We start from the raw sequence: 22493 nt of genomic DNA, 5'->3' as shown, positions 1-22493 counted from the left end.
ATGGGTTTCGGCGGCAATATTTTTCAACTGGGCATCAAGGAGCTGCGCAGCCTGTTGCATGACAAGGTGCTGCTGATTTTTGTCCTGTTCGCCTTCAGCGGTATGATCTACAGCGTCTCATCCAGCACCTCCATGGAGCTGCACAACGCCCCTATCGCGGTGGTGGATGAGGATCAGTCGATCATCTCAAAGCGCATCATCCAGGCCTTCTACGGCCCCTACTTCAAGACCCCGGACCTGATCTCAACGCAGGATGTGGACCGGATGATGGACAACGGAAAATACACCTTTGTCATCTACATACCACATCGCTTCCAGCGCGATCTGCTGGCCGGTAAGCAACCCGATATCCAGGTCAATATCGACGCTACCCGTATGGGCCAGGCCTTTATCGGTGACAACTATATCCAGTACATCATCAGCGGCGAGATCAGCGAAGCGCTCCAGGGTTACCGGGCCGAGTACCAGTACCCCATCGCCCTCACCACCCATATCAAGTTCAATCCAAACCTGACCAGCGCCTGGTTCGGCAGTGTCATGGAGCTGATGAATGTGATCACCATGATCTCGATCATCCTGACCGGCGCTGCGGTGATCCGGGAACGGGAACACGGCACCCTGGAGCATCTGCTGGTGATGCCGATCACGCCACTGCAGATTGTCTGTGCCAAGATCTGGGCCAATGGCGCGATCATCCTGTCTGCCACCGCCCTCTCTCTGCTGCTGGTGATCCAGGGTCTGCTCCAGGTGCCGATCCAGGGCTCCATCGCGCTGTTCCTGTTTGGCGTCTCGGTACATCTGTTCGCCACCACCTCACTGGGCATATTCCTCGGCACAGTGGCCCGCTCCATGCCGCAGTTGGGACTGCTGATGATCCTGATCCTCCTGCCCCTGGAGTTGTTGTCAGGGGGTATTACACCCCGGGAGAGCATGCCCGTCCTGGTACAGGATATTATGCAGCTGGCACCCACCACCCACTTCGTTCAGTTCGCCCAGGCGATTCTCTACCGGGGAGCCGGCTGGACAGCGGTCTGGCCCCAGTTCTTTGCCCTGCTGGCGATGGGGGTGGTGTTTTTTCTGGTGGCCCTGTCCCGGTTCCGTAAATCGGTCACCCTCGGCTGACCCCTTGTCCCCCGGTTGCTCCACCACTCAGAGCGCCAGCGCCTCCCGGGCCGGCAGGTAGTCGTAACCGAGCGACGTAGCCACCGCCTCATGGGTGATGCGACCCCGGTGCACGTTGAGCCCGTCCAGCAGACCGGGATTATCCGCCAGCGCCTGGGGAAAGCCCTTGTCCGCCAGGGCCAGTGCAAAAGGCAGGGTGGCGTTATTCAACGCAAAGGTGGAGGTGCGGGCCACCGCACCGGGCATATTGGCCACGCAGTAGTGCACAACATTATCCACGATGTAGGTCGGGTCCGCATGGGTGGTGGGACGGGAGGTCTCAAAACAGCCGCCCTGGTCAATCGCCACATCCACCAGCACCGAGCCGGGTCGCATACGCCCCAGCATGTCACGGGTCACCAGCTTGGGCGTCGCCGCCCCCGGCACCAGTACCGCACCGATCACCAGGTCGGCATCCAGCACGTACGCCTCCAGCGCCTCCCGGGTTGGGTAGATGGTATTGAGCCGGCCGCCGAACTGCATATCCAGTTCCGCCAGACGCTCCAGGGAGCGATCCAGCACCGTCACCCGGGCCTCCAGGCCCATCGCCATGCGGATGGCATTGGTACCCACCACGCCACCGCCGATCACCACCACGTTGGCCGATGCCACTCCGGTCACGCCCCCCAGCAGCAGCCCGGCACCACCGTGGGATTTCTCCAGGCACATGGCACCTGCCTGGATCGACATACGCCCCGCCACCTCCGACATCGGCTCCAGCAGCGGCAGCCCGCCGCGCCGGTTAGTGACTGTCTCGTAGGCAATGGCGGTCACCCCGGAGCTGACCAGCAGTTCGGTCTGCTGCGGATCGGGGGCCAGGTGCAGGTAAGTGAACAGCAACTGCCCCTCCCGCAGCTGGCGGCACTCCGCCGGTTGCGGCTCTTTCACCTTGATCACCAGCTCGGCCCGCTCGAAGATCTGCCGGGGATCGTCCAGGATCTCCGCACCGACCATCCGGTAGGCGGCATCATCCATGCCGATGCCCGCCCCCGCCTGGCTCTCCACCATCACCTGGTGGCCATGGCGGATCAGTTCGCCGGCACTGGCCGGGGTCAGTCCCACCCGGTATTCATTGTTTTTAATCTCTTTCGGTACGCCAATCAGCATGCTGCTCTCCCGGTTATCTGGCCCTGCTGGGATGGATTAAAAAATACCATCCCTCAGGTTGAAATATAACCGAATTGGCCTCCGCCACACCGCCGACCCCCAATCGACCTCCCATAAGCGCGATGTTCCTGCCGGCGTATCCGGGCTGCGGATTGACCGGGCAAGACCGGCAGTGTGACCGGATCACTCAGCCAGCCGACTGTTCAGCCAGTCATCCATATGCACCATTAGTAGCGGCTGAGACATCCGGCGGATCATCCCTAACCCGATACAAATAGCGTACAATGGACACAGGTTTTTATCAGGAGCCACCTGCCATTCAGGGATCTCCCACGGCCAGTTACCGGACAGAATCACCAACAACCCCAGGGGACAATCACATGACGCATATCAAGCGCCTGCTGCTGGATATCCTTAAACCTCACCACCCGGACGTGATCGACTTCAGCAAGGCGCTGGCCCGCACCGGGAACTGCCAGGTCCGCTTAACGGTGGCCGAGATCGACGCCCGCACCGAAACCCTGCAGGTGGAGATCAAAGGCGACAGCATCGATTATGAGCAGATCCAGGCCGCCATCGCCGAGATGGGCGCCTCGATCCACAGTATCGATGTGGTGGAGGTGGAACACAACGCAGCGGACCGCGATTGAGGCCAATAGGGAATTGAACCCACGATGTTTTTCGACAAACTGACACTCTGGCTGCACCTGACCAAGTCCCAGGGGATTATTCGCCGCTACTTCGTGGTCAACGGTTTCGATGGCGCCCTCACCATGCTGGGGCTGATAACCGGCTTCTATCTGAGTGGCGATGCGGTACTCAGTCTGGTCATCAGCGCCTGCCTGGGTGCCGCCATCGCTCTCGGTATCAGCGGCCTCTCCAGCGCCTACCTGAGTGAGAGCGCAGAACGCCGCAAGGCACTGGCGGATCTGGAACAGGCCATGGTCCATGACCTGTCCGACAGCGCCCACGCCAGCGCGGCGCGGGGCATGCCACTGATCATCGCCCTGGTCAATGGCGCGGCCCCCTTGCTGATGTCCCTGCTCATCATTCTGCCCCTGGGTTTGGCCCGCGGCGGCATCGATCTGGCTATGGATCCCCTGCTCGCCTCCATCCTCTGTGCATTCGCCTGTATCTTCGGCCTCGGTGCATTCCTGGGCAATATCGGCGGTACCCACTGGCTGTTGAGCGGTCTCAAGACCAGCACCATCGCCCTGGCCACCGTTGCCCTGATACTGCTGGTCGGATAATCATATGAACACACCACAACATCGCGCCGCTGCCTGCTACCAGGAGACAGCGGAGGCGGTTGTGGCACGCCTCGGTTCTGACCGGCAACAGGGGCTCACCGATCAGCAGGTGGCGGAGCGGCGGACAGAGTACGGCGCCAACCTGCTCAGTGAAGGAAAACGCAAATCGCCGATTTTCCTGCTGCTGCACCAGTTTACCGATTTCATGATCCTGGTGCTGATCGCCGCCGCGATCGTCTCCGGCATTATCGGTGAAGTGGAGGACAGCATTGCCATACTGGTGATCCTGACACTCAATGGCCTGATCGGTGCCGTGCAGGAGTATCGTGCCGAGCAGGCGGTAGCCGCCCTGCGGGCCATGGATATCCCCCAGGTGTCGGTACGCCGAAACGGAGAGCGGCAGTCGGTCCCGGCACCCGACCTGGTACCCGGTGATATCGTTTCGCTGGAGGCGGGTAACCTGGTGGCGGCAGACATGCGCCTGTTGCAAGCGGCGGGGCTGGAGAGCGACGAATCCATGCTGACCGGTGAGTCCCAGGCCGCCCAGAAGCATAGCGACGTGATCACCACCCCCAACCTGCCACCCGGGGACCGGCACAACATGGTGTTTCGCGGCAGCCACATCACCCGGGGACGGGGCGAAGGGGTGGTGACCGCCATCGGCATGCAGAGCGAGATCGGCCAGATCGCCAGGCTGCTGAGCGAGCAGAAACCGGTACAGACGCCTCTGCAGATCCGCATGGCCCGTTTCGGCCGACGCCTGGCCCTGGCCATCCTGGCGATCTGTGCACTGATTTTTATTACCGGGCTGTTCAAGGGAGAACCGGTGATGCTGATGCTGCTGACCGCCATCAGCCTGGCGGTGGCGGCCATCCCGGAGGCATTGCCGGCGGTGATCACCATCTCTCTGGCCATGGGGGCACGGCGGCTGAGCCGGCACAACAGCCTGGTGCGCAACCTGCCGGCGGTGGAAACCCTCGGCTCAGTGACCTACATCTGCTCCGACAAGACCGGCACCCTGACACAAAACCGCATGACAGCGGAGCGTTTTGTGATTGCCGGCAGCCCCTTTTCCACCCTGACCGAGGCGCTGGCGCTACCCGCCGCACACCAGATGGGCAAGGCGCTGGCACTCTGTAATGACGTCACCCGACAGCAGCAGCAAGCGCAGGGCGAGCCCACCGAACTGGCCCTGTACCAGGCGGCTGAAGCGGCCGGATTCCAGAAGCAGACGCTGGAACAGCAGGCGCCGCGACGGGGAGAAATCCCGTTCGACAGTAAACGCAAGCTGATGCTGACCCTGCACCCCGACGGAACCGGGAGCATCGCCTATGTGAAAGGGGCCCCCGAGGTGGTGGTGGCCCGCTGTCATCACCAGTGGGGGGCAGAGGGGCCTGAAGCACTGCATAACCGGGATTGGCTGGATCAGGCGGAGGCCCTGGCCAACCAGGGATACCGGGTTATCGCCGTGGCACAACGCCGTTTCACCGAACCGGAGGAGAGTCTGGACGATGCGGATCAGCACCTGACCCTGCTGGGACTGGTCGCCCTGATCGACCCGCCCCGTGCCGAAGCCAGGGCTGCCGTGGACGAATGTCGCCGGGCCGGGATCACCCCGGTGATGATTACCGGTGATCACCCCGGTACGGCAAAAGCGATCGCGGTCAGACTGGGTATTGTGCAGGAGCAGGCCCGGGTGCTGACCGGTCAGCAGCTCGATCAACTGTCAGAGGATGAATTCCAGCAGCAGGTCAGGGAGGTGAGGGTCTATGCCCGGGTCTCCCCGGAGCAGAAGATCCGCATCGTGCAGGCGTTGCAGCAACAGGGTGAGTTTGTCGCCATGACCGGTGACGGGGTCAACGACGCCCCGGCACTGAAACAGGCCGGCATCGGTGTGGCCATGGGCGACAACGGCACCGATGTGGCGCGCCAGGCCGCCGACATGGTGCTGCTGGATGACAACTTCGCCACCATTGTCAAAGCGGTCCGGGAAGGGCGGCGCATCTTTGACAACATCCGCAAGTTCATCAAATACACCATGACCTCCAACTCGGGCGAGATCTGGACCCTGTTTCTCGCCCCCTTCCTGGGCCTGCCGGTGCCGCTGCTGCCGATCCATATTCTCTGGATCAACCTGGTGACCGACGGACTGCCGGGCCTGGCCTTTACCCTGGAGCCGGAGGAGCCGGGCAGCATGCAGCGTCCACCCCGACCGCCGGAGGAGAGCATTTTCGCCCACGGCATGTGGCAGCATATCCTCTGGGTGGGACTGTTCATCGGTGCCACCTCCATCGGTTCCATGGCCTGGGCGATCGGACAGGATGACCCCAACTGGCAGACTATTGTGCTGACGGTGCTGACCTTTTCCCAGCTGTTCCACGCCATGGCGGTACGCAGTGACCAGCGGTCAATCTTCAGCCAGGGGCTGTTCAGCAATCCGGCCATGCTGGGGGCAGTGATGCTGACAGTGGTGCTGCAACTGGCGGTGATCTATCTCCCGTCCCTGAATGCCCTGTTCAATACCGCCCCCCTGCCGCTGGCGGATCTGCTGATCTGTTTCGCCATCGCCTCCCTGACCCTGCTGGCGGTGGAGTGCGAGAAACTGCTGATACGCCGGGACGTGATCTATCGCGACAGCCAAAAGCCGCTTCAGACCAGATCCGGATAGCATACAATAGCCGTCCCGAGTGCCGAGACATCCCATGAACAAGCTGCTTGAAGTCGATAACCTGGTAAAGCATTTCCACCAAGTCCAGGCGGTGAACGGGGTCAGCTTCGCCATCCAGCGCGGCAGCTGCTTCGGCCTGCTGGGTCCCAACGGGGCCGGCAAGACCACCACGGTGGAGATGCTGGAGGGGATCATCCAACCCACCAGTGGCAGCATCCGCTACAAGGGCGAGCCGACCGGTGCCACCTTCCGGCAGGAAGCGGGCATCATGTTCCAGGAGACCTCGCTGCAGGAGTTTATCCGGGTCGGCGAAACCCTGGAGCTGTTCAGCCGTCTCTACACCCACACCCGTCCACTGGATGAACTGATCGAACGCTGTGCACTGGCGGAGTTTCTCGACCGGGATGTGCGGCGTCTCTCCGGTGGCCAGCGCCAGCGTCTGCTGCTGGCCATCGCCCTGGTGAATGACCCCCAGATCGTATTCCTGGACGAACCCACCACCGGTCTGGATCCCCAGGCACGGCGCAACTTCTGGCAGCTGGTGAATGATATCAAGCAGGAGCAGAAAACCCTGGTGCTCACCACCCACTACATGGAGGAGGCCTACGAGCTGTGCGACGAGATCGCCATCATGGACCACGGCCGGATCATCGCCCAGGGTTCCCCCCGGGCGTTGCTGAAGAAGCACTTTGACCACTCGGTGATCTGCCTGCCGGCCCAGGATGTCCCGGCGTCACTCGACCTGGATCCGCAGCTGAATCTGCGCCGCGCCAACGGGCAGGTGGAGATCCTGAGTGACGATATCAACCTGACCATCAGGCAGCTGATGGCCCAACAGGTACCCCTGACCCACCTGCAGATCCGCTCCCGCACCCTGGAGGATCTGTTTCTCGAACTGACCGGCCGCGCACTGAGGAGCTGAAGCATGGGATTACGCCGCTTTCTGGCTGTATTTTCCGCCCGTAACCTGGAGTTTATCCGTGATCGCAGCGCCCTCACCTGGAACATTGTGCTGCCGGTACTGATCGTGTTCGGTTTCGCCTTCGCCTTCACCACCGGCGGCGAGACCCTGTTCAAGGTCGGGCTATACCAGCAACAGGCGCAGGCCCCCGGCATGGATCGGTTCCTGGCGCTGAAACATATCCGGTTCATCCCGGTGACCGATATCCCCGCCGCCATTACCAAGGTGGAACGTCACCAGCTGGACATGCTGCTGGACAGCAGCGGTCGTTACTGGATCAATGACCAGTCGGCCAACGGCTACCTGCTGGAACAGCTGTTGAACGGCGCTGCAAACCGGTTTACCAAACAGACGGTGAGTGGGGAGCCGATCCGTTACGTGGACTGGCTGATCCCCGGCGTGCTGGGCATGAATGTCATGTTCAGCTCCCTGTTCGGGGTCGGCTATGTGATCGTGCGCTATCGCAAGAACGGGGTGTTGAAACGGCTCAAGGCGACACCGCTGACCGCACTGGAGTTTCTCGCTGCCCAGGTGATGTCGCGGCTCTGGCTGATCGTCGGCGTCACCAGCCTGGTCTATGTAGGCACCAATCTGCTGGTGGGTTTTCGCATGTACGGCTCCTATCTCGACCTGCTGCTGGTGCTGGTGCTCGGCACCTTCAGCATGATCTGCCTGAGCCTGACGGTGGCGGCCCGCCTCTCCAACGAGGAGACCGCCAACGGCCTGCTGAACATGATCAGCTGGCCCATGATGATGCTGTCCGGGGTCTGGTTCTCCCTGGAGGGCTCACCGGCGATTATTCAGCAGGCTGCCCAGATCTTTCCCCTGACCCACATGATCGACGCGGCCCGGGCCATCATGATCGATGGCGCCGGGCTGGCGGAGATCTACCCCCACCTGCTGATCCTGTTAACCATGAGCGCCCTGTTCATGGCTATCGGCGCACGCAGTTTCCGCTGGGAGTAGTCCCGCGCCGGGCCTGGCTGTGGGGATGTTTCTCCCTACCCTGCCAGCTCCAGCCGTTGCAGGGAGACCAGCTTGCTCCCGCCCGCCACCTGCTGCCGACCCACTTCCGTGAAACCGAACCGGGCGTGGAAGGCAGCCGACGCGGGATTGGGGGGTTCCAGGTTATACTCACAGGTGATCATGGAGATGCCCTCGGTCCGGGCCCGGGCGAACAGCGCCTGATACAGTGTGCTGCCAACCCGCTGGCCGGCGAATTCAGCCCCCACCACGATACGGTCGATGTAGATGAACTGCCGGTAGCGGGAACGGAACCAGTCGTAATTGTCATTCGGATAGGCGGCGCCCTCACGCATGGCGAGCAGGAAACCGGCCACCCGACCGTCGACCAGCGCCACCTGGTGGAAGCTGGAGAGACGGTGCAGAAACTCCAACCGCTCCAGATCCATGGGACTGGTCTGCTGCACTTCAGCGTCGTTCAGTTCAAGAATAACGGCGAAGTCATCGGCACTGGCATCACGCAGTTCAGGCATCGCAACCCTCCCCCTCTGTCGGTCCGAACGGTAACCCCGGAGCACGGCTACCCGAAGCATAAAAAAGTCTGGCCGATGGAAGGCTCATACCGATTGTTCTCCAAGGTTAAGAAGCAGAAAACGGGATTATATCTATAATGGTAATTCAGGAACCACGCTTTTACTGTCCGGGCCGCCTGTTACCTGTATAGCCCCACACCGGCTTGGGAAATCGTTCCATCTATCGGGTCAATGTGGGTTATTCCCCCATTGTCGTGTAGGATCGCCGGACTGATTATCCAAACAGCGCTGTACGGATTTAATCGCATCAGGTGTGATGCGTCGACTCACCAGGGAGCAACATGAGAGATTGTCCGGTATACAGACGTGCCCTGGGGACGCTGCTGTTTGGCATCATGGCACTCCTGATGACCGCCTGTAGTCCCGATTCAACGTCCGACCAACGGGACAATGAGCTCTCGGCCACCGAACAGAAGACATTGACTATCGCCCTGGTGATGAAAACCCTCACCAATCCGTTCTTTGTCGAAATGGAGAAGGGTGCCCGGAAAGCGGAACAGGAGTTTGCCATTCACCTGGTGGTCAAAACTGCCGCCCAGGAGACCTCGATTCTGCAACAGATCGGTATTATTGAGAGCCTGATACGGGACCAGGTCGATGCCATTGTGATTGCGCCGGGCGACTCCATAGAGCTGATCCCGGTGTTGAAAAAGGCGCAGGAGATGGGGATCACCGTTATCAACATCGATAACCAGCTCGACCCCGACTTCTCCCGAAAAAGCGATCTACAGGATGTCCCCTTCATCAGCGTGGATAATCGCCTGGCCGCCTACCGGAGCGCCAAATACATTGCCGACCAGATCACCAGTCCCGCCAAGGCACTCCTGATGGAAGGCATCCGCACCGCCAAGAACGCCGACATGCGGATGCAGGGGGCCATGCAGGCGTTTCGCGAAAACCCCCACATCGAACTGGTGGCCAGTGAGAGCGCCAACTGGAAGATCGACGAAGGTTACCACCTGATGCAACAGTGGCTGGCAACCTATCCGGATGTACAGCTGGTGTTCGCGGCCAATGACATGATGGCACTCGGCATCATCAAGGCAGTGGGTGAGGCAGGGCGCAGCGATATCCTGATCGCCGGCTACGACGCGATCAAGGAAGCCCGCCAGGCGATTGATGAAGGGATTCTGCAGGCGACCATCGACCAGCAGGCCGCTGAACAGGGTTATCTCGGCATTCAATTTGCGATCCGTGCCATCAATGGGGAAAAACTTCCCCAGGAGACACTGATCGACGCCCTTTTGATTACCCGCGATGATCATTGAACGGTGATTCCCATCTTTCACCATCTCAAGATCACCCATCGCTTCACTATTGCCCTGCTTGTGGCCGGTGTGCTGCCGCTGCTCGGGGCCGGTCTGGTCTCCTACCACACCACCCAAAGCGCTTTGATTGAACAGTTTCTGGCCCAGCAGCAGGAGTTGCTGATCAACTACCGGGAACAGCTGGAACTGACCCAGGAGCAGATAGAAAACCTGGTGGCCAACATTGCCAGCGACCAGACCATCAACCAGGTACTGCAACTGCAGCAGAACAGCGTCGTCTCATCCAGCTACCAGCGACTCTCCACCCAGGCCCAGGTCGGCCACATCCTCAACAGCTATATCAATGTCAAAGGCCTGGTTTCAATCCACGTCCTGGGCAACGGAGATAGCCACTTTCAGGTTGGAGATACCCTGACCGTCCGCGATCAGCCCGGCGTCAGGGAGCAGATCCTGGCGACACTTGAGCAGCAGGAGTCCTGGATCTACTGGCCGGGGGTCATCCCCAACCTGAACGCCGGCTCCCGTGAGGCTTTTGTGTTACCGGCGGTGAAAGCCCTGTATCGGTTTAACCGCCAGCGCCTGGAGCGGGAGCGGATCGGCCTGGTGGTGGCCAACTACAGCATTCAGGGACTGCTTGACAAGTTCAGTCAGCGGGCCAGGGAGAGCGGCTTTCCGGTATTCCTGATCGATCAGCAGGACCGCTTTATTGTCCATCCGGATCCCGCCATGGTGGGCCAACCAGCCAGTACTGAACTGCAGCAGAAGAGCACCAGCAGCCAACCCAGCCGAATCGATGGCCAGGACTATTACATGGTGAGCGAACCCCTGGATCACACCGGATGGAAACTGATTTCCACCATTCCGGTCAGCGCCACCAACCAGGCGGCCAACCTGATTCGTGATGTCAGCGTGCTCAGTTTCACCATCGCCCTGCTGATCGCAGCCCTGTTTGCGATCATCTTTTCACGTACCGTGATTGTCCATATCCAGCAGGTTACGGACGCTTTCCGGCGCCTGAAATCGGGCGCAAGCGATATTCCCAAGCTGCCGGTTGCCGGCAATGACGAGATATCGCAACTGGCCCAGTGGTTCAATCTGTTCCTGGATGAACTGAAGGTCAAACATCAGTATGAAGAGGCCCTGCGCATCAGCGAAGAGCGCTACGAAATGGCCACCCACGCCACCCAGGAGGGCATCTGGGACTACGACAACAGCTCGGATACTATCTACTGTTCTGACCGGTTCCAGCAGATCACCGGGTTGAACTGCCAGGATGACACAGCATCACCCGCCATCTTTTTCCAGATGATGCATCCCGATGACAAGGCTCGCATCAAAGCCAGCTACACCGCTTTCCTAAAATCCAACGACACCGTCATCAAGCTCGAATACCGTATTCTCAGGCCGGACGGTAGCTCCGCCTATCTGCGCAACAACTGCCGGGCGGTGCGGGATGAGCACGGCAGAGTGATCCGCACCGTGGGTTCAATTCAGGACATCAGCGCCCAGAAGAGTGTCGAACAGCGCCTGCATCACGACGCCTCCCACGATCCCCTGACCGGCCTGCATAACCGCACCTGGATGATCAAGCGAATCGACCGGGAAATACAGAGCAGTAACGCCGAGCAGGAGAAGAGCTTCGCGGTCTTCTTCATTGACCTGGATAACTTCAAGACACTCAACGACACCCTGGGCCACAGCACAGGCGATCTGTTACTGATCCAGATGGCGGAACGGATAGAGTCCTGCCTGCGCCCGGGGGACGCACTGGCCCGGCTGGGGGGTGATGAGTTCATCGTGCTGCTACCGGAAATCAGCAGCTCCGATACCGTGATAGTGGTCGAGCGGTTGGTCAGGGAGATCGCCGTACCTTTTCAGCTCAACTCCCATCGGTACGAAACCCACGCCAGCATCGGCATCGCCTTTTCCAAATCGGGTTACCGGAATGCTGAAGAGATTCTGCGGGATGCCGACACCGCCATGTACCGGGCCAAGTCTGAGGGCAAAGGGCGTTACGAGATCTTTGATGACCAGATGCGCAGGCTGCTGCTGGAACGCACCACGCTGGAGCATGAGCTGATCGTGGCGCTCAAGGAGCAGCAGCTGGAGATGTACTATCAGCCGATCCTGGACCTGTCCAATGACAGCATTGTGGGATTCGAAGCGTTGCTGCGCTGGAATCATCCAACCCGTACCATATCGCCGGAGCAGTTCATTCCGGTGGCCGAAGAGGCCCAGTTGATCGAGCCCATGGGCGACTGGATTTTTCAACAAGTGGCTCAACAAGTTGCGCTCTGGCAGCGGCTGTTCGTCCTGCCAGAACGGTTCCGGGTTGCGGTTAACTTCTCACCCCAGCAGTTCGGGAATACCCGCCTGATCGACAAGCTCAACCGGACCATGGCAGAGACCGGCGCCAAACCGTCCAACATCTCCGTAGAACTGACGGAAACCGCCATATTCAGTGACAAGCAGGTGGTACAGAAGTATCTGCAACAGTTGCAGGCGCTGGACATCCTGATTTACCTGGACGATTTCGGCACCGGCTACTCTTCGCTCAGTTACCTGAACAGTTTCCCGATCGATGCCATCAAGATCGACCGCTCTTTTGTCAGTGGCCTGGCCAGTGACCAGCGCAAGAAACAGCTGGTCAATATGATGGTGCTGCTGGCCCAGGAGCTGGGCATTTCGGTGATCGCCGAAGGGGTGGAGACCGAAGAGGTGATGGCGTATCTCAAGAGCCGCGGATGCAGTTATGCGCAGGGCTATTTCATTCAGCGCCCCATGGCGGCCGATGCGGCGACCCGGCTCCTGTCGGATAACCTGACCGGTATAAGGTTACGCATCTAAGGTGGTGCTGGCCGGGCCGACCGGATAACCGTTACCCGATCTCATACATCAGCGGCAGCAGCCAGGAGAGCGCCAACCAGACGATCAGGGTCAGGGGTATACCGACCCGGACAAAGTCGTTGAATTTGTATCCCCCCGCATTCATCACCAGCAGATTGGTTTTGTACGCCATGGGGGTGGCATAACTCATATTGGCCCCGAACAGTACCGCCAACACAAACGGCTCCGCCGGCAACCCCAGCTGCTGGGCGATACTGACTGCAATAGGGGTACCGATCACCGCCGCGGCGTTGTTGGAGACAATGTTGGTCAATACCGCCATCACCAGCATCAATCCACTGAGCATCACCGTGGGAGAGCTACCGGTGGTTAGCCCCACAAACAGCTGGGCCAGATACTCCGCCCCGCCGGTCCTGGAGAGCGCCATACCCAGTGCCAGACTGGCCACCACGATCAGAATCACCTGGGTGCTGAGCGCCTGGGCCGCATCGCGCCAGCTCAGGCAGCGGGTAATAATCAGCAACAGGACACCGCAGGTGGCGCTGATGGCAATGGGCAGCAGGCCAAACGCCGCCACTGTCACAATGGCCGCCATGATCAGCAGCGCCAGCGGCGCCCGCTTGGTGGTGGGCAGGTCGCTGGTGGCGTCCAGTACCAGCAGCTCGCCGCTGCGCTTCAGCTCCGCAATCCGCTCACGACTGCCCTGTACCAACAGCACATCGCCCACGTTCATACGTACACTGCCCACCTCTTCCCGCAGGGTGCGGGTGGTGGCCCCTGCCTGATGCAGCGCAAGGGTCACCAGCTGGTAGTGATCGGTAAAGTGCAATCGTGACAGGGTGGCGCCCTCCAGGGGCGACCCCTGGGTCACCACGATCTCCGCCAACTGCTGCTCCTCGTCACGCAGGGGATGCTCATCATCCACCCGGGTCTCTCCGGTGTAGAGTTTGACCCCCAGCACACTCTCGATCTCTTTCAGATTGTCCGGGGTATCCCTGACGCTCAGGCGGTCGCCCGGCTTGATCAGCACATCCGGTAGCGGGGTCAGCGCAACACCGCCATTGCGGCGAATCTGGGTGACTTTCAACGTTCTGCCCACCGCTTCGTTCACCTCGGCCAGGGTTTTGCCGGCGGCGGCACTCTCCTCCTCCACCTGCAGTTGGGCGGTGAACACCCGTGGCGAGGTGTCCTCCATCAACGCCTCACGCCTGGGCAGCATGCGTGGCGCCACCAGCCACAAAAACAGAATAGCCAGACCACCGGCAATGGCCGCCGGCAGAAAGAAATGGAACATGCTGAAACGGGGCAGCCCCATGTCAGAGGCGACGGAGACCACCAGCAGATTGGTGGAGGTGCCGATCGTGGTACTCATACCGCCCACCAGGGTGGCGAAACCCATGGGCATGAGAATGCTTGAGGCCGGTTGGTTGTTGCGCAGGGAGACACTGACCAGAATCGGTAACAGCAGCACCACGATGGGCACATTGTTCACAAAAGCACTCAGCAGGGCGCCCACCAGCAGGGTCAACAGCAGAGACAGCATCGGACTGATTGACCAGAGACGGGCCAACTGCCGCCCGACCGGCTCCAGGGCACCGGTACGCACCAGCGCCTGGCCGGCGATCATCAGGGCACAAACCGCCACCAGCGCCTCGTGGCCGAAGCCGGAGAAAAAATCGATAGCGTGCAGTTGGACACCGTCTGTCACATAGGGAAACAGTTCAAAACCGGCTGTCAGCAGCGCCAGCACCGCCAGGCTGGAGGTCTCCAGGGGTATGCGCTCCCGGGTGAACAGGGCCAGCGCAACCACAACCAGCAGTAGCACGGCCAGACCGTGGGTATCGGGCAGAGGGGGCAGTTCCATGGCATTCGGCTCCAGTAGTCAGTTTGCTGTCAGGATGAAGCGGAGAAACAACGACAGACTATCCTTCAGAGAACCCGGTTGCCACACGCCCATCCCACCGGCGACCAAGCACATCGGGCCGCCAGGTTAAATACCGTTGAATGTACGCTTTGCCGGATGACGGGTCCAGGGCCGGATCGTCTGTAGTCCACGCTGCGAAGCCGGCCCTATGCCCGATCCCCTGCTCCAGACCGGTGTGGAGTTGTAGATGGCGGCAAACAGGGCATCACCTGGCCGGCGTTGAATCCGGGTGAGCTTTGCCAACGCGGTTCGGCGCAGATCACTCCAATATCCGCTGGCACACCCCTTTTTGCAACAAGCCAAACAGTTCATCCGCCGGCAATGGACGGCTGCAGTAGTAACCCTGTACTTCATCACAGCCGATCTCCTGCAGAAACCTGATCTGATCCAGGGTTTCTGTACCCTCGGCGATGACCCGCAAGCCGAGGCTTTTCGCCATGGCGATGACCGCCTTGGTGATGGCGGCATCCCCTTCATCATCGGGCAGGCCGGTGATGAATGCCCGGTCCACCTTGAGCTTGTGCAGCGGAAACCGTTTCAGATAACCGAGTGATGAATAGCCGGTACCAAAATCATCCATGGCCAGATGCACACCCAGTGCACTGAGGGAGTTGAGCAGTTCGACAGAACTGTCGGAATCCTCCATCACCATGCTTTCGGTAATCTCCAGTTCTAGGTTTCCGGCCGCGATGCCGGTACGGGACAATACCGCCTCCACCATACCGACGATATTAGTATTGAACTGACGGGCAGATAGATTCACCGCCACGCGAAAACCGTCCGCCACCTCGCCTTCCCAGAACTGCCGCTGCCGGCAGGCCTGCTCCAGCACCCACTCACCCAGCCGTCCGATCAGGCCGGTCTCCTCCGCGATAGGGATGAAACGGGCCGGAGACACAGTCCCCAGATCCGGGTGGCGCCAGCGCAGCAACGCCTCCACCCCGACGATCTCGCCATCACTGAGTCGTACCTGGGGCTGATAGTAGACTTCCAGCTCTTCCCGCTCTACCGCATACCGCAGGGCGTTTTCAATCACCATCCGCTCCTCGGCACCGGCATTCATCACCGGCAGGAAGAATTGATAATTGTTTCTGCCCTGCTCTTTTGCCCGGTACATGGCAATGTCCGCGTGTTTCATCAACGCGTTCAGATCGGTGCCATCATTGGGAAACATGCTGATTCCGATACTGGCCCCGATGAACACTTCATTACCTTCGATATCGAATGCGTCGCCGATGCGGCCGATAATCTTCTTGGCGATATGGCTGGTTGAAACCTGGGTCACACTATCCAGGACAATACCGAATTCATCGCCCCCCAAACGGGCCACCGTATCACTCTCCCGCACCTCCTCCTGCAACCGCCTGGCCACCTGAATCAGCAACAGGTCACCCGCCTTGTGCCCCAGGCTGTCGTTAATCGGTTTGAATCGATCCAGGTCGATATAGAGCAGAGCTACCGATCTGTCCTTGCGTCGGGCCAGGCGCAGCGTCTGTTCCAGGCGATCTTCGAAGAGTCGTCGATTGGCCAGTTCCGTCAGAAAATCGTAATAGGCGAGATGGGTGATCCTCTGTTCCGCCGCTTTCTTCTCAGTGATGTCCTTAAACACACCCACGTAATTGACCAGCCTGTTATCGGAATCGTGCACGCTGCTGATGGTGAGCCATTCGGTATAGCTTTCACCATTCTTTCGCCGATCGGTCATCTCTCCCTGCCAATGCCCGGTGGTTGACAGGCTGCGCCAAATCGCTTGATAGTGCTGTTTGTCATGCAGACCGGAGCTGAGTATTCTGGGTGTTTTCCCCAGCGCATCCTCTGGCGTATAGCCGGTGATCGTACTGAATGCCGGATTAACCTCCAGAATATTCATCTTGTCATCGGTAATCAGGATACCGTCCGGACTGTGTGCGAATACACTGGCCAGCAGACGCAGACCGGCCTCGGTCTTTTTCCGTTCAGTGATATCCAGTACCGTGCCCTGTACATAAGTCGCCCGGCCATTCTCATCGCGGGTCACCTCCCCCTCGCAAGAGACCACATGTTCACGTTCACCAGGGCATATCAGACGATACTCCAGGGCAAAGCCATCACTATGCTTAAGCGCATCGGTGAACTTCTCTTCGAACTTGGGGCGATCATCCGGATGTATCAATGAATGGAATATCCAGTAACTGGGCTGGTGCTCTTCTGGATTCAACTTGAAAATCCGGTACATCTCGTCAGACCAATTCAACTGGTTCTTTTCAACGTCCCACTCCCAGCTGCCCAGGCCGGCAATGCGCTGGGCATTAACCAGGCTGCGTTCCCGTTGACGCAGTTTGTTGGTTCGGTCTTGAACCCGCTGTTCCAACTCCTTATTCAGCGTGGCGAACGACCGTTCCCGTTGCGCCACATCGTTTGCTGCGTGTCGCAGGGCTTCCGCCAACTCCTCCAGCTCCAGGCTGCCGGTGTCCGGTATCTCTATGTCGTAATTGCCTTCGGCTATTCTCTGAGCACTACTGGCCAGACTGTGCAGGGGACGGGTAATACGCTGCAGCAGGACATAGGTTGTTACGATGATAACCAGCCCGAGCCCGACAATGAGCAGAATATTACGCAGCCACCCCTCATCGTAAATTTCCAGTATGCGATCATGGGGGATCGTCAGTACTATCCCCAGGTAGCGGGACTCATTTAGCGGATCAAAAGCGATACGCTGATACGTCAGCTTATAGGTTGTGCCGTCAACGTCCATATCCAGGTGGGCGTCCGACATGGCAGGATTCCCAGCCAACATCTCCCCCAGCTGCGAAAAATCGTCGGTCAGCTTATAGGGTTTTCCCAGATCAAATCCGAAGCGTTTAGCCTTGTCAGGATGGTAGAGATAATCCCCCTGCTCATTGGTGATGTAGAACTCGATACCGCGTGGCAGTTGCTTTTCAAGTTCCTCAAAAAGTGGCTCCACTTTTCGGTTGAGCACCACCATACCGTGCAGGTTGCCCTGTTTACTGAACACCGGCTTGGCGATACGCAGAGTCGGAAAACTGGGGCTGGTGATTTTTCCAAAATCACGATTAAGGTTTATATCCGAGAGGTATATCTGATCCGGGCTCAGCTTTATCGTGGATTGAAAATAGTCCCGATTCTCTTTCTGTTGCAGCTTTTCACTGGGAACCAGTTCTACCCTGTCACCGATCCGATTGATGCGTACAACCTCGCGTCCGCCATCCGCTATCCCGATATATCGCAACTGGTCATATTCAGGGGACTTGCGCGCCACTATTTCCAGAACCTTGCCGAGGCGAGCACGCCATAACCGGGTGGTGGAGCCATCAAACGGATCAACACCATTGCCATACTCACTGCGGATGAGGCCCTGAACCGAAGGGATCTCACTGATCAGGTCGACATCGTATTTGAGGCGCTCTACTTCACTGAGAATCTTTTCACTGAACAGACGGGCGTCATTCTCAAGGGTCTGTTCAGCCTGTTGCATCGCGCTGCGATACTGATTCCTGTCATAGATGGCCACCATGATGACCGTGACGATCACCACCAGCGGAACAATCGTCAGCCCCACCCTGCCGCTCAAACGGGATGCATACTTGTACATATCAACCATAAATTCGACCCTGAAGAGACGTCCCTTCCTTCCGCTGATGTTTAGCGCTTCAGTACGATATTAGTTCCCTGCGGCCTTAAACACCACCAGGGTCAATCGAGCCACAACCCCACGACCATGCCAAGCCCCTCCATTCACCCTCTCTGGTGCCTGCGGTTGGTCGCGTCAATTAATAGCGTAGTAGAGAACATACCACGGTTATCTATATTGATGAGATTTATTCCCGGTGTATTAATGGCCAGAACAGGTGAGATTGGAATGGTCTCCGAGGGCCACCGTGTTCTGCCGGCTCACCTGAGGTACGGACCGACGTCGGGCCGCCCGACTCTGGAAAAGAGATCAGCGTCACTACGGTGTTCGCCAGGGCAGTTGGATAAATTCAGTTGTCAGGCCCCCACTTTAACCACCACAACCAGCACCAGGGACATCAACCAACCAAACGCTGAGAACGGTAGTGACACCTTGAGGTTACGATACTTCTCCCTGTCGATGATCGCCCGGTCATAGATAAAGGTGCGCAGCTCAACCAACAACTCTTCATCCGGGATCTGCTTTATACGGGTAAGATACTGATCCAGGGAAAATTGCGAGATACGCACGGAATCGACCACCCCGCCGCCCCGGCACTCATCTGGCTCACCCCTCGGCTTGATTACCCAGATGGCAAACCCGATACCGACCGCCAACAACAGACACGCCAGAGAGCCAAGGGCCAGGGTGATCGGGCTGTGTGGCGAGATCAACGGATACATCACTCCGAGAAGCGCCCCATTTATCCCCATAAATGCCACCGCTTTTTGATCAGCGAACTTGATGTTTTCGTGGATATGCTGCTGATTCGCCAGCAGCAGTGCTACCGCATCTTTCGGATCGATACTTTGATTCATTACGCTCCCCCATCATTGGCTATGAGTCGATTATCACCGCTTCGTAGTAATTGTTCCCACCACTGTCCTGGTGTCTCCTTAACACTCGAAATCCTGATTGATGCAACAGCTTTTCATACACCTCCTGGCCCAGGGATAGGCAGGCATGCCCGGTAATGGCATCCGTCCAGCCACCCGCTTCCAGCGGGGCCGTGAACAGGAAACTCGCTCCCGGGCGGAGAATCTCCCCTATCCGGGTGATCATTCTGCTCTGGTCCGTTTCGCGAAGGAGGAAGATCAGGCCAATGGCGATAGCCCCATCGAACTCTCTCCGAAAGTAATCACAGGCCAAGACGTCAGCAAGCTGCGTCGGTATCTGGGGAAAGCGCGCCCTGAAACAGGCCAGCAGGGTGGGGGATGGATCGACTGCCCAGAGTTTCAGCCCTGCATCCTGCAACACCTGGGTAACCGGTAACCCACCACCACAAGCAATCTCGATCACTTCGGCACCGGTGTCCAATGAATGCGCCCACCGCCTCGCCACCTGAATACCGATTCTGGAACAGTCCCGACAGTGCAGGTAACGTCGAGCCTGCTTTTCATAGGCGGCTATGGAGGCTCTATTCATCATTCGAAGAGAAACAATGGCTGAGCCAGTCCACTTACAGCACGGAGCTAAGCCAGAAATCCAACATAACTGAACCATCTGGCGTAAAGAGCCAGACAAACACCCCGAAATTAATCAACACCGTTACCCAGAACACCAACTGAAACGGCTGTTTCCTGGTTTTGTGACGCAACCGCTGTTGCGCCACCAGGGCACCCGGCCAGCCACCCACCAGTGACAGCAGGTGCAGCGTATTCTCCTTTGTCCGCCATGCCCCGGTCCGTGCCGCTGATTTGTCCAATGCATAGGTAATAAAGGTAATGGCACTCACCCCGATATAGAACATCAATACGGGGAGTGGCAGTCGCGCAGTCAGAACAGCGAGCCCGACAACACCAAGGAAGAACACCGCTGTAACGATTAACAGCCCCCCATTTCCACGTTTTGATTTTTTATCGAGCCGATCACCAGCCAGGGTCGCCCTGATCGCCCGGGGTCGTCCCTGTTTATCTGACGAGCGTTCAAAAGTAACGATCTGGCCGATGACCGGCCGTCGATTACGATTGCTGAACGCCTTGATATGAATAAAGACCTGCTTACCGCCCGTCATGGGCGCTATGAATCCGAACCCACGCTCTTCATTCCAGGAGACCAGTTTTCCCTTTACCCGCACATGTTTTTCCATAGTGGCGATTCTACCCTCCAAAGCCGGGTGATGTCCCATGGTAATCTCCCCGATTCAGAAGTTAACCCGAGCTGTATGCCCTCTACTTTTAGATGTCATTAAAAATGGGGGATTACCGCAAGACCGGGAGTGGTCTTTGGAAAGTGTGGTGAATAAGAGAAAAAAGCGAGGTTTTAAGAGGCTACGGCGTAGCGGTTTAGTTTAACGCCTTAAACACCGGCGCAGCTCTGCTGCGTCCGAGTGCTTTGATTTGCTAAATGCTTATTTAGGTCTTCAGCGTAGTTGCTGTTGTCTTTGTCCAACTGCCAAAGCCTGTAAATTTCCGATAACTCTGCATCACTGATTAGATTATGCCCACTCGCCTCTTGTGCAGCGATAAGCATTTCAAGGATCTTTACTCTGGCGGAAAGTCGAAAAGGCCCCAACCCACCCTGGCCATTTCGTCGAACGGTACATCTAAACTCAATTTCGTCTCGAATAGATAGCAACCATTCTCTAAACTCGTAAAGAGGCTCCAATGATTTATATCCGTTTAAAATCAGATTTTTAGAAGCTTTATCTTTACGAACTACTGTGCACGTCCAACAACCGAATCGCCCTTTGCTACAAGGGTTAGTCTCGGGGAGTCGAATGATTGGGCACTCTCCAGATATTTCTTTATAAATTTTGGAGATAAGATGTAAATCAATTGCGGAAACTCCTTTTATGCAAAGCAATCCCTCCCAGACGTCTTCTGCCGTAAAATCGACTATGGGGCAGAACAAAGTAGTTTTTTGATGCCCTTGCTGCTTGAATAGGTAAGGTTTATCAAGCGCGTTGGCTTTTAGGATCTTGTCCCTTTCCCCACTCTCAGAAAACCTAGTACCTAAAATTACCGTGGCCTCTCCATCTCCCACGTATTGTTTAATCGCAACCTGAATGGGATCAATCCTTAGTCGATCTGTACACCACCTAAAAATGTTTGTGGGAGGGGGGTAACCCCTGCCAATGACTTTTACAAAATAGCGGTCTTTCACGGCAGGCTTTATGGCCTTCACAGAAATATCAACGCCCAACGCTCTCCCTTCTTTTCTTATTCTTTCGAGCGTATTTTTTATATAGTCTTTCAGTACTGGTATTTCCACTCCTGTGTCACAGTAAAAAACATATAGCTTTTTTCTCTTACTAACCGGGAGTTGACAAAACGCAGATATAAGAATTTGGATAACGAGTGAGGAATCCTTTCCACCACTGAAGCCAACTATCCAAGGGCTATCATCATTATTTAATTGTTCAATTGTGGCTTCGATCGAATTATGTAATTTTTTCATTTAGTTAAACAACTCCGTGACCCGCCTTTTTAGTTCCTCTTTATGGTTGGTCAGAATAAATTCGATTTGCTCATTTCCCAAGCTAATATGCTCTTTCACAGTTCTTGGATGAAGGATTGCTCCCGAAATTAAACCGATAGAGCCGATCATTAGCCCCGCTGAGGCTAGAAGTCCATCAAGCCCAAAGATTAAAATTAGGATGAAATACAGCCAGGAAAAAAAACACCCAAGAATTGCAACATCGGCAGTTGACGTCCAAATCAGCCCATTGTCTCTCACAAGCTTAGATTTTTCCTTGAGGCTTTCGTCGTTATCAATCAGATGATAGAAAACATGCATAAGCTTTCTAGAATTCTTGATCTCATTTTTTTCTTCTTCCGATCTCTCTTCAGTAAGCCCCTCCTCAAGCAACCGAGACTTAATATTCTCGTTAATCTCTCTATGGGTTGCCTCGTTTCTTAATCTTCTTATCTTAAGTGTACCGAATAAGCTTCCAATAATTACTGCCAAGACGGAGCCGTATCCTTCAAGGGAGAATTTTAAGCTATCGTCAACTTGAAATAGGTCATCGACAAAGAACTGATAAATTGGAACTGAGAAAAAAAGAAACACAGTCCCCGGAACAATTTTTCGTAGCTTCTTTAGAGTTGATAGTTCCATATAGTATTAGCTTTACTCGTCT

At 57.3% G+C, this 22493-nt stretch carries 17 protein-coding genes; 8 read left to right on the top strand and 9 right to left on the bottom strand.

The window, feature by feature from the left end; all coding sequences use genetic code 11:
• Positions 1–1122, top strand: a complete 1122-nt coding sequence (locus AAY24_RS17550) for an ABC transporter permease (protein WP_046860765.1) — start codon at positions 1–3, stop codon at positions 1120–1122.
• Positions 1123–1149: 27 nt separating this feature from the next.
• Here the strand turns inward: AAY24_RS17550 and ald are convergent, their stop codons facing one another.
• Positions 1150–2268, bottom strand: a complete 1119-nt coding sequence (gene ald / locus AAY24_RS17545) for an alanine dehydrogenase (protein ID WP_046860764.1) — start codon at positions 2266–2268, stop codon at positions 1150–1152.
• A gap of 380 nt (positions 2269–2648) precedes the next feature.
• On the opposite strand from ald, the gene AAY24_RS17540 reads away from it, so the two are divergent.
• Genes AAY24_RS17540 through AAY24_RS17520 form a run of 5 tightly spaced genes read left to right on the top strand, consistent with a single transcriptional unit; the run spans position 2649 to position 8113 of the window.
• Positions 2649–2918, top strand: coding sequence for a DUF211 domain-containing protein (locus tag AAY24_RS17540; protein ID WP_046860763.1), 270 nt, complete (start codon positions 2649–2651; stop codon positions 2916–2918).
• Between the two features lie 24 nt (positions 2919–2942).
• Positions 2943–3518: a VIT1/CCC1 transporter family protein gene (locus AAY24_RS17535; protein ID WP_046860762.1), complete on the top strand. Its 576-nt coding sequence runs from the start codon at positions 2943–2945 to the stop codon at positions 3516–3518.
• Positions 3519–3522: 4 nt separating this feature from the next.
• Positions 3523–6186, top strand: a complete 2664-nt coding sequence (locus AAY24_RS17530; RefSeq protein WP_046860761.1) for a calcium-translocating P-type ATPase, PMCA-type — start codon at positions 3523–3525, stop codon at positions 6184–6186.
• Positions 6187–6220: 34 nt separating this feature from the next.
• Entirely contained in the window at positions 6221–7108 is an 888-nt protein-coding gene (locus tag AAY24_RS17525) for an ABC transporter ATP-binding protein (RefSeq protein ID WP_046860760.1), read from the top strand.
• Positions 7109–7111: 3 nt separating this feature from the next.
• Positions 7112–8113, top strand: coding sequence for an ABC transporter permease (locus AAY24_RS17520; RefSeq protein ID WP_046860759.1), 1002 nt, complete (start codon positions 7112–7114; stop codon positions 8111–8113).
• A 35-nt stretch (positions 8114–8148) separates the two neighbouring features.
• Here AAY24_RS17520 and AAY24_RS17515 read toward each other — a convergent pair whose 3' ends face one another.
• On the bottom strand, positions 8149–8643 hold the full coding sequence (locus tag AAY24_RS17515; protein ID WP_046860758.1) for a GNAT family N-acetyltransferase: 495 nt from the start codon (positions 8641–8643) through the stop codon (positions 8149–8151).
• Positions 8644–8984: 341 nt separating this feature from the next.
• Here AAY24_RS17515 and AAY24_RS17510 point away from each other — a divergent pair, with 341 nt between their 5' ends.
• Both AAY24_RS17510 and AAY24_RS18695 read left to right on the top strand, forming a co-directional pair.
• The gene (locus tag AAY24_RS17510; RefSeq protein WP_063370474.1) at positions 8985–9971 is read left to right on the top strand and encodes a substrate-binding domain-containing protein; all 987 of its coding nucleotides are present in this window, start codon (positions 8985–8987) and stop codon (positions 9969–9971) included.
• 3 nt (positions 9972–9974) lie between these two features.
• Positions 9975–12818 (top strand): bifunctional diguanylate cyclase/phosphodiesterase, encoded by a 2844-nt coding sequence (locus AAY24_RS18695; RefSeq protein ID WP_052761316.1) that lies wholly within the window; start codon positions 9975–9977, stop codon positions 12816–12818.
• 31 nt (positions 12819–12849) lie between these two features.
• On the opposite strand, the gene AAY24_RS17500 is transcribed toward AAY24_RS18695, so the two are convergent.
• The 7 genes from AAY24_RS17500 to AAY24_RS17470 form a co-directional block, all read right to left on the bottom strand.
• The gene (locus tag AAY24_RS17500; RefSeq protein ID WP_046860757.1) at positions 12850–14682 is read right to left on the bottom strand and encodes an SLC13 family permease; all 1833 of its coding nucleotides are present in this window, start codon (positions 14680–14682) and stop codon (positions 12850–12852) included.
• A 319-nt stretch (positions 14683–15001) separates the two neighbouring features.
• Positions 15002–18343 carry an EAL domain-containing protein gene (locus AAY24_RS18690; RefSeq protein ID WP_052761315.1) on the bottom strand — a complete coding sequence of 1114 codons (3342 nt, stop codon included), beginning with the start codon at positions 18341–18343 and terminating at the stop codon, positions 15002–15004.
• 386 nt (positions 18344–18729) lie between these two features.
• On the bottom strand, positions 18730–19230 hold the full coding sequence (locus AAY24_RS17490; protein WP_046860756.1) for a Pycsar system effector family protein: 501 nt from the start codon (positions 19228–19230) through the stop codon (positions 18730–18732).
• A 19-nt stretch (positions 19231–19249) separates the two neighbouring features.
• Positions 19250–19840, bottom strand: a complete 591-nt coding sequence (locus AAY24_RS17485) for a methyltransferase domain-containing protein (RefSeq protein ID WP_052761314.1) — start codon at positions 19838–19840, stop codon at positions 19250–19252.
• Between the two features lie 31 nt (positions 19841–19871).
• Positions 19872–20540, bottom strand: a complete 669-nt coding sequence (locus tag AAY24_RS17480) for a DUF1294 domain-containing protein (RefSeq protein ID WP_234422210.1) — start codon at positions 20538–20540, stop codon at positions 19872–19874.
• A 170-nt stretch (positions 20541–20710) separates the two neighbouring features.
• A complete protein-coding gene (locus tag AAY24_RS17475) occupies positions 20711–21811 on the bottom strand; it encodes a phosphoadenosine phosphosulfate reductase domain-containing protein (protein WP_052761312.1) in 1101 nt (366 codons plus the stop codon).
• Positions 21812–22471 carry a hypothetical protein gene (locus AAY24_RS17470; RefSeq protein ID WP_046860755.1) on the bottom strand — a complete coding sequence of 220 codons (660 nt, stop codon included), beginning with the start codon at positions 22469–22471 and terminating at the stop codon, positions 21812–21814.
• Positions 22472–22493 lie beyond the last annotated feature (22 nt).

The sequence above is a fragment of the Sedimenticola thiotaurini genome (genome assembly GCF_001007875.1).
Lineage (GTDB): Bacteria > Pseudomonadota > Gammaproteobacteria > Chromatiales > Chromatiaceae > Sedimenticola > Sedimenticola thiotaurini.
This window is presented reverse-complemented; position numbering and strand designations above follow the sequence as displayed.

What these genes read in the sequence shown, in the direction of transcription:
- AAY24_RS17550 (WP_046860765.1), top strand. Translation starts at nt 1, where the DNA reads ATGGGTTTCGGCGGCAATATTTTTCAACTGGGCATCAAGGAGCTGCGC.
- ald (WP_046860764.1), bottom strand. Translation starts at nt 2,268, where the DNA reads ATGCTGATTGGCGTACCGAAAGAGATTAAAAACAATGAATACCGGGTG.
- AAY24_RS17540 (WP_046860763.1), top strand. Translation starts at nt 2,649, where the DNA reads ATGACGCATATCAAGCGCCTGCTGCTGGATATCCTTAAACCTCACCAC.
- AAY24_RS17535 (WP_046860762.1), top strand. Translation starts at nt 2,943, where the DNA reads ATGTTTTTCGACAAACTGACACTCTGGCTGCACCTGACCAAGTCCCAG.
- AAY24_RS17530 (WP_046860761.1), top strand. Translation starts at nt 3,523, where the DNA reads ATGAACACACCACAACATCGCGCCGCTGCCTGCTACCAGGAGACAGCG.
- AAY24_RS17525 (WP_046860760.1), top strand. Translation starts at nt 6,221, where the DNA reads ATGAACAAGCTGCTTGAAGTCGATAACCTGGTAAAGCATTTCCACCAA.
- AAY24_RS17520 (WP_046860759.1), top strand. Translation starts at nt 7,112, where the DNA reads ATGGGATTACGCCGCTTTCTGGCTGTATTTTCCGCCCGTAACCTGGAG.
- AAY24_RS17515 (WP_046860758.1), bottom strand. Translation starts at nt 8,643, where the DNA reads ATGCCTGAACTGCGTGATGCCAGTGCCGATGACTTCGCCGTTATTCTT.
- AAY24_RS17510 (WP_063370474.1), top strand. Translation starts at nt 8,985, where the DNA reads ATGAGAGATTGTCCGGTATACAGACGTGCCCTGGGGACGCTGCTGTTT.
- AAY24_RS17500 (WP_046860757.1), bottom strand. Translation starts at nt 14,682, where the DNA reads ATGGAACTGCCCCCTCTGCCCGATACCCACGGTCTGGCCGTGCTACTG.
- AAY24_RS18690 (WP_052761315.1), bottom strand. Translation starts at nt 18,343, where the DNA reads ATGGTTGATATGTACAAGTATGCATCCCGTTTGAGCGGCAGGGTGGGG.
- AAY24_RS17490 (WP_046860756.1), bottom strand. Translation starts at nt 19,230, where the DNA reads ATGAATCAAAGTATCGATCCGAAAGATGCGGTAGCACTGCTGCTGGCG.
- AAY24_RS17485 (WP_052761314.1), bottom strand. Translation starts at nt 19,840, where the DNA reads ATGATGAATAGAGCCTCCATAGCCGCCTATGAAAAGCAGGCTCGACGT.
- AAY24_RS17480 (WP_234422210.1), bottom strand. Translation starts at nt 20,540, where the DNA reads ATGGGACATCACCCGGCTTTGGAGGGTAGAATCGCCACTATGGAAAAA.
- AAY24_RS17475 (WP_052761312.1), bottom strand. Translation starts at nt 21,811, where the DNA reads ATGAAAAAATTACATAATTCGATCGAAGCCACAATTGAACAATTAAAT.
- AAY24_RS17470 (WP_046860755.1), bottom strand. Translation starts at nt 22,471, where the DNA reads ATGGAACTATCAACTCTAAAGAAGCTACGAAAAATTGTTCCGGGGACT.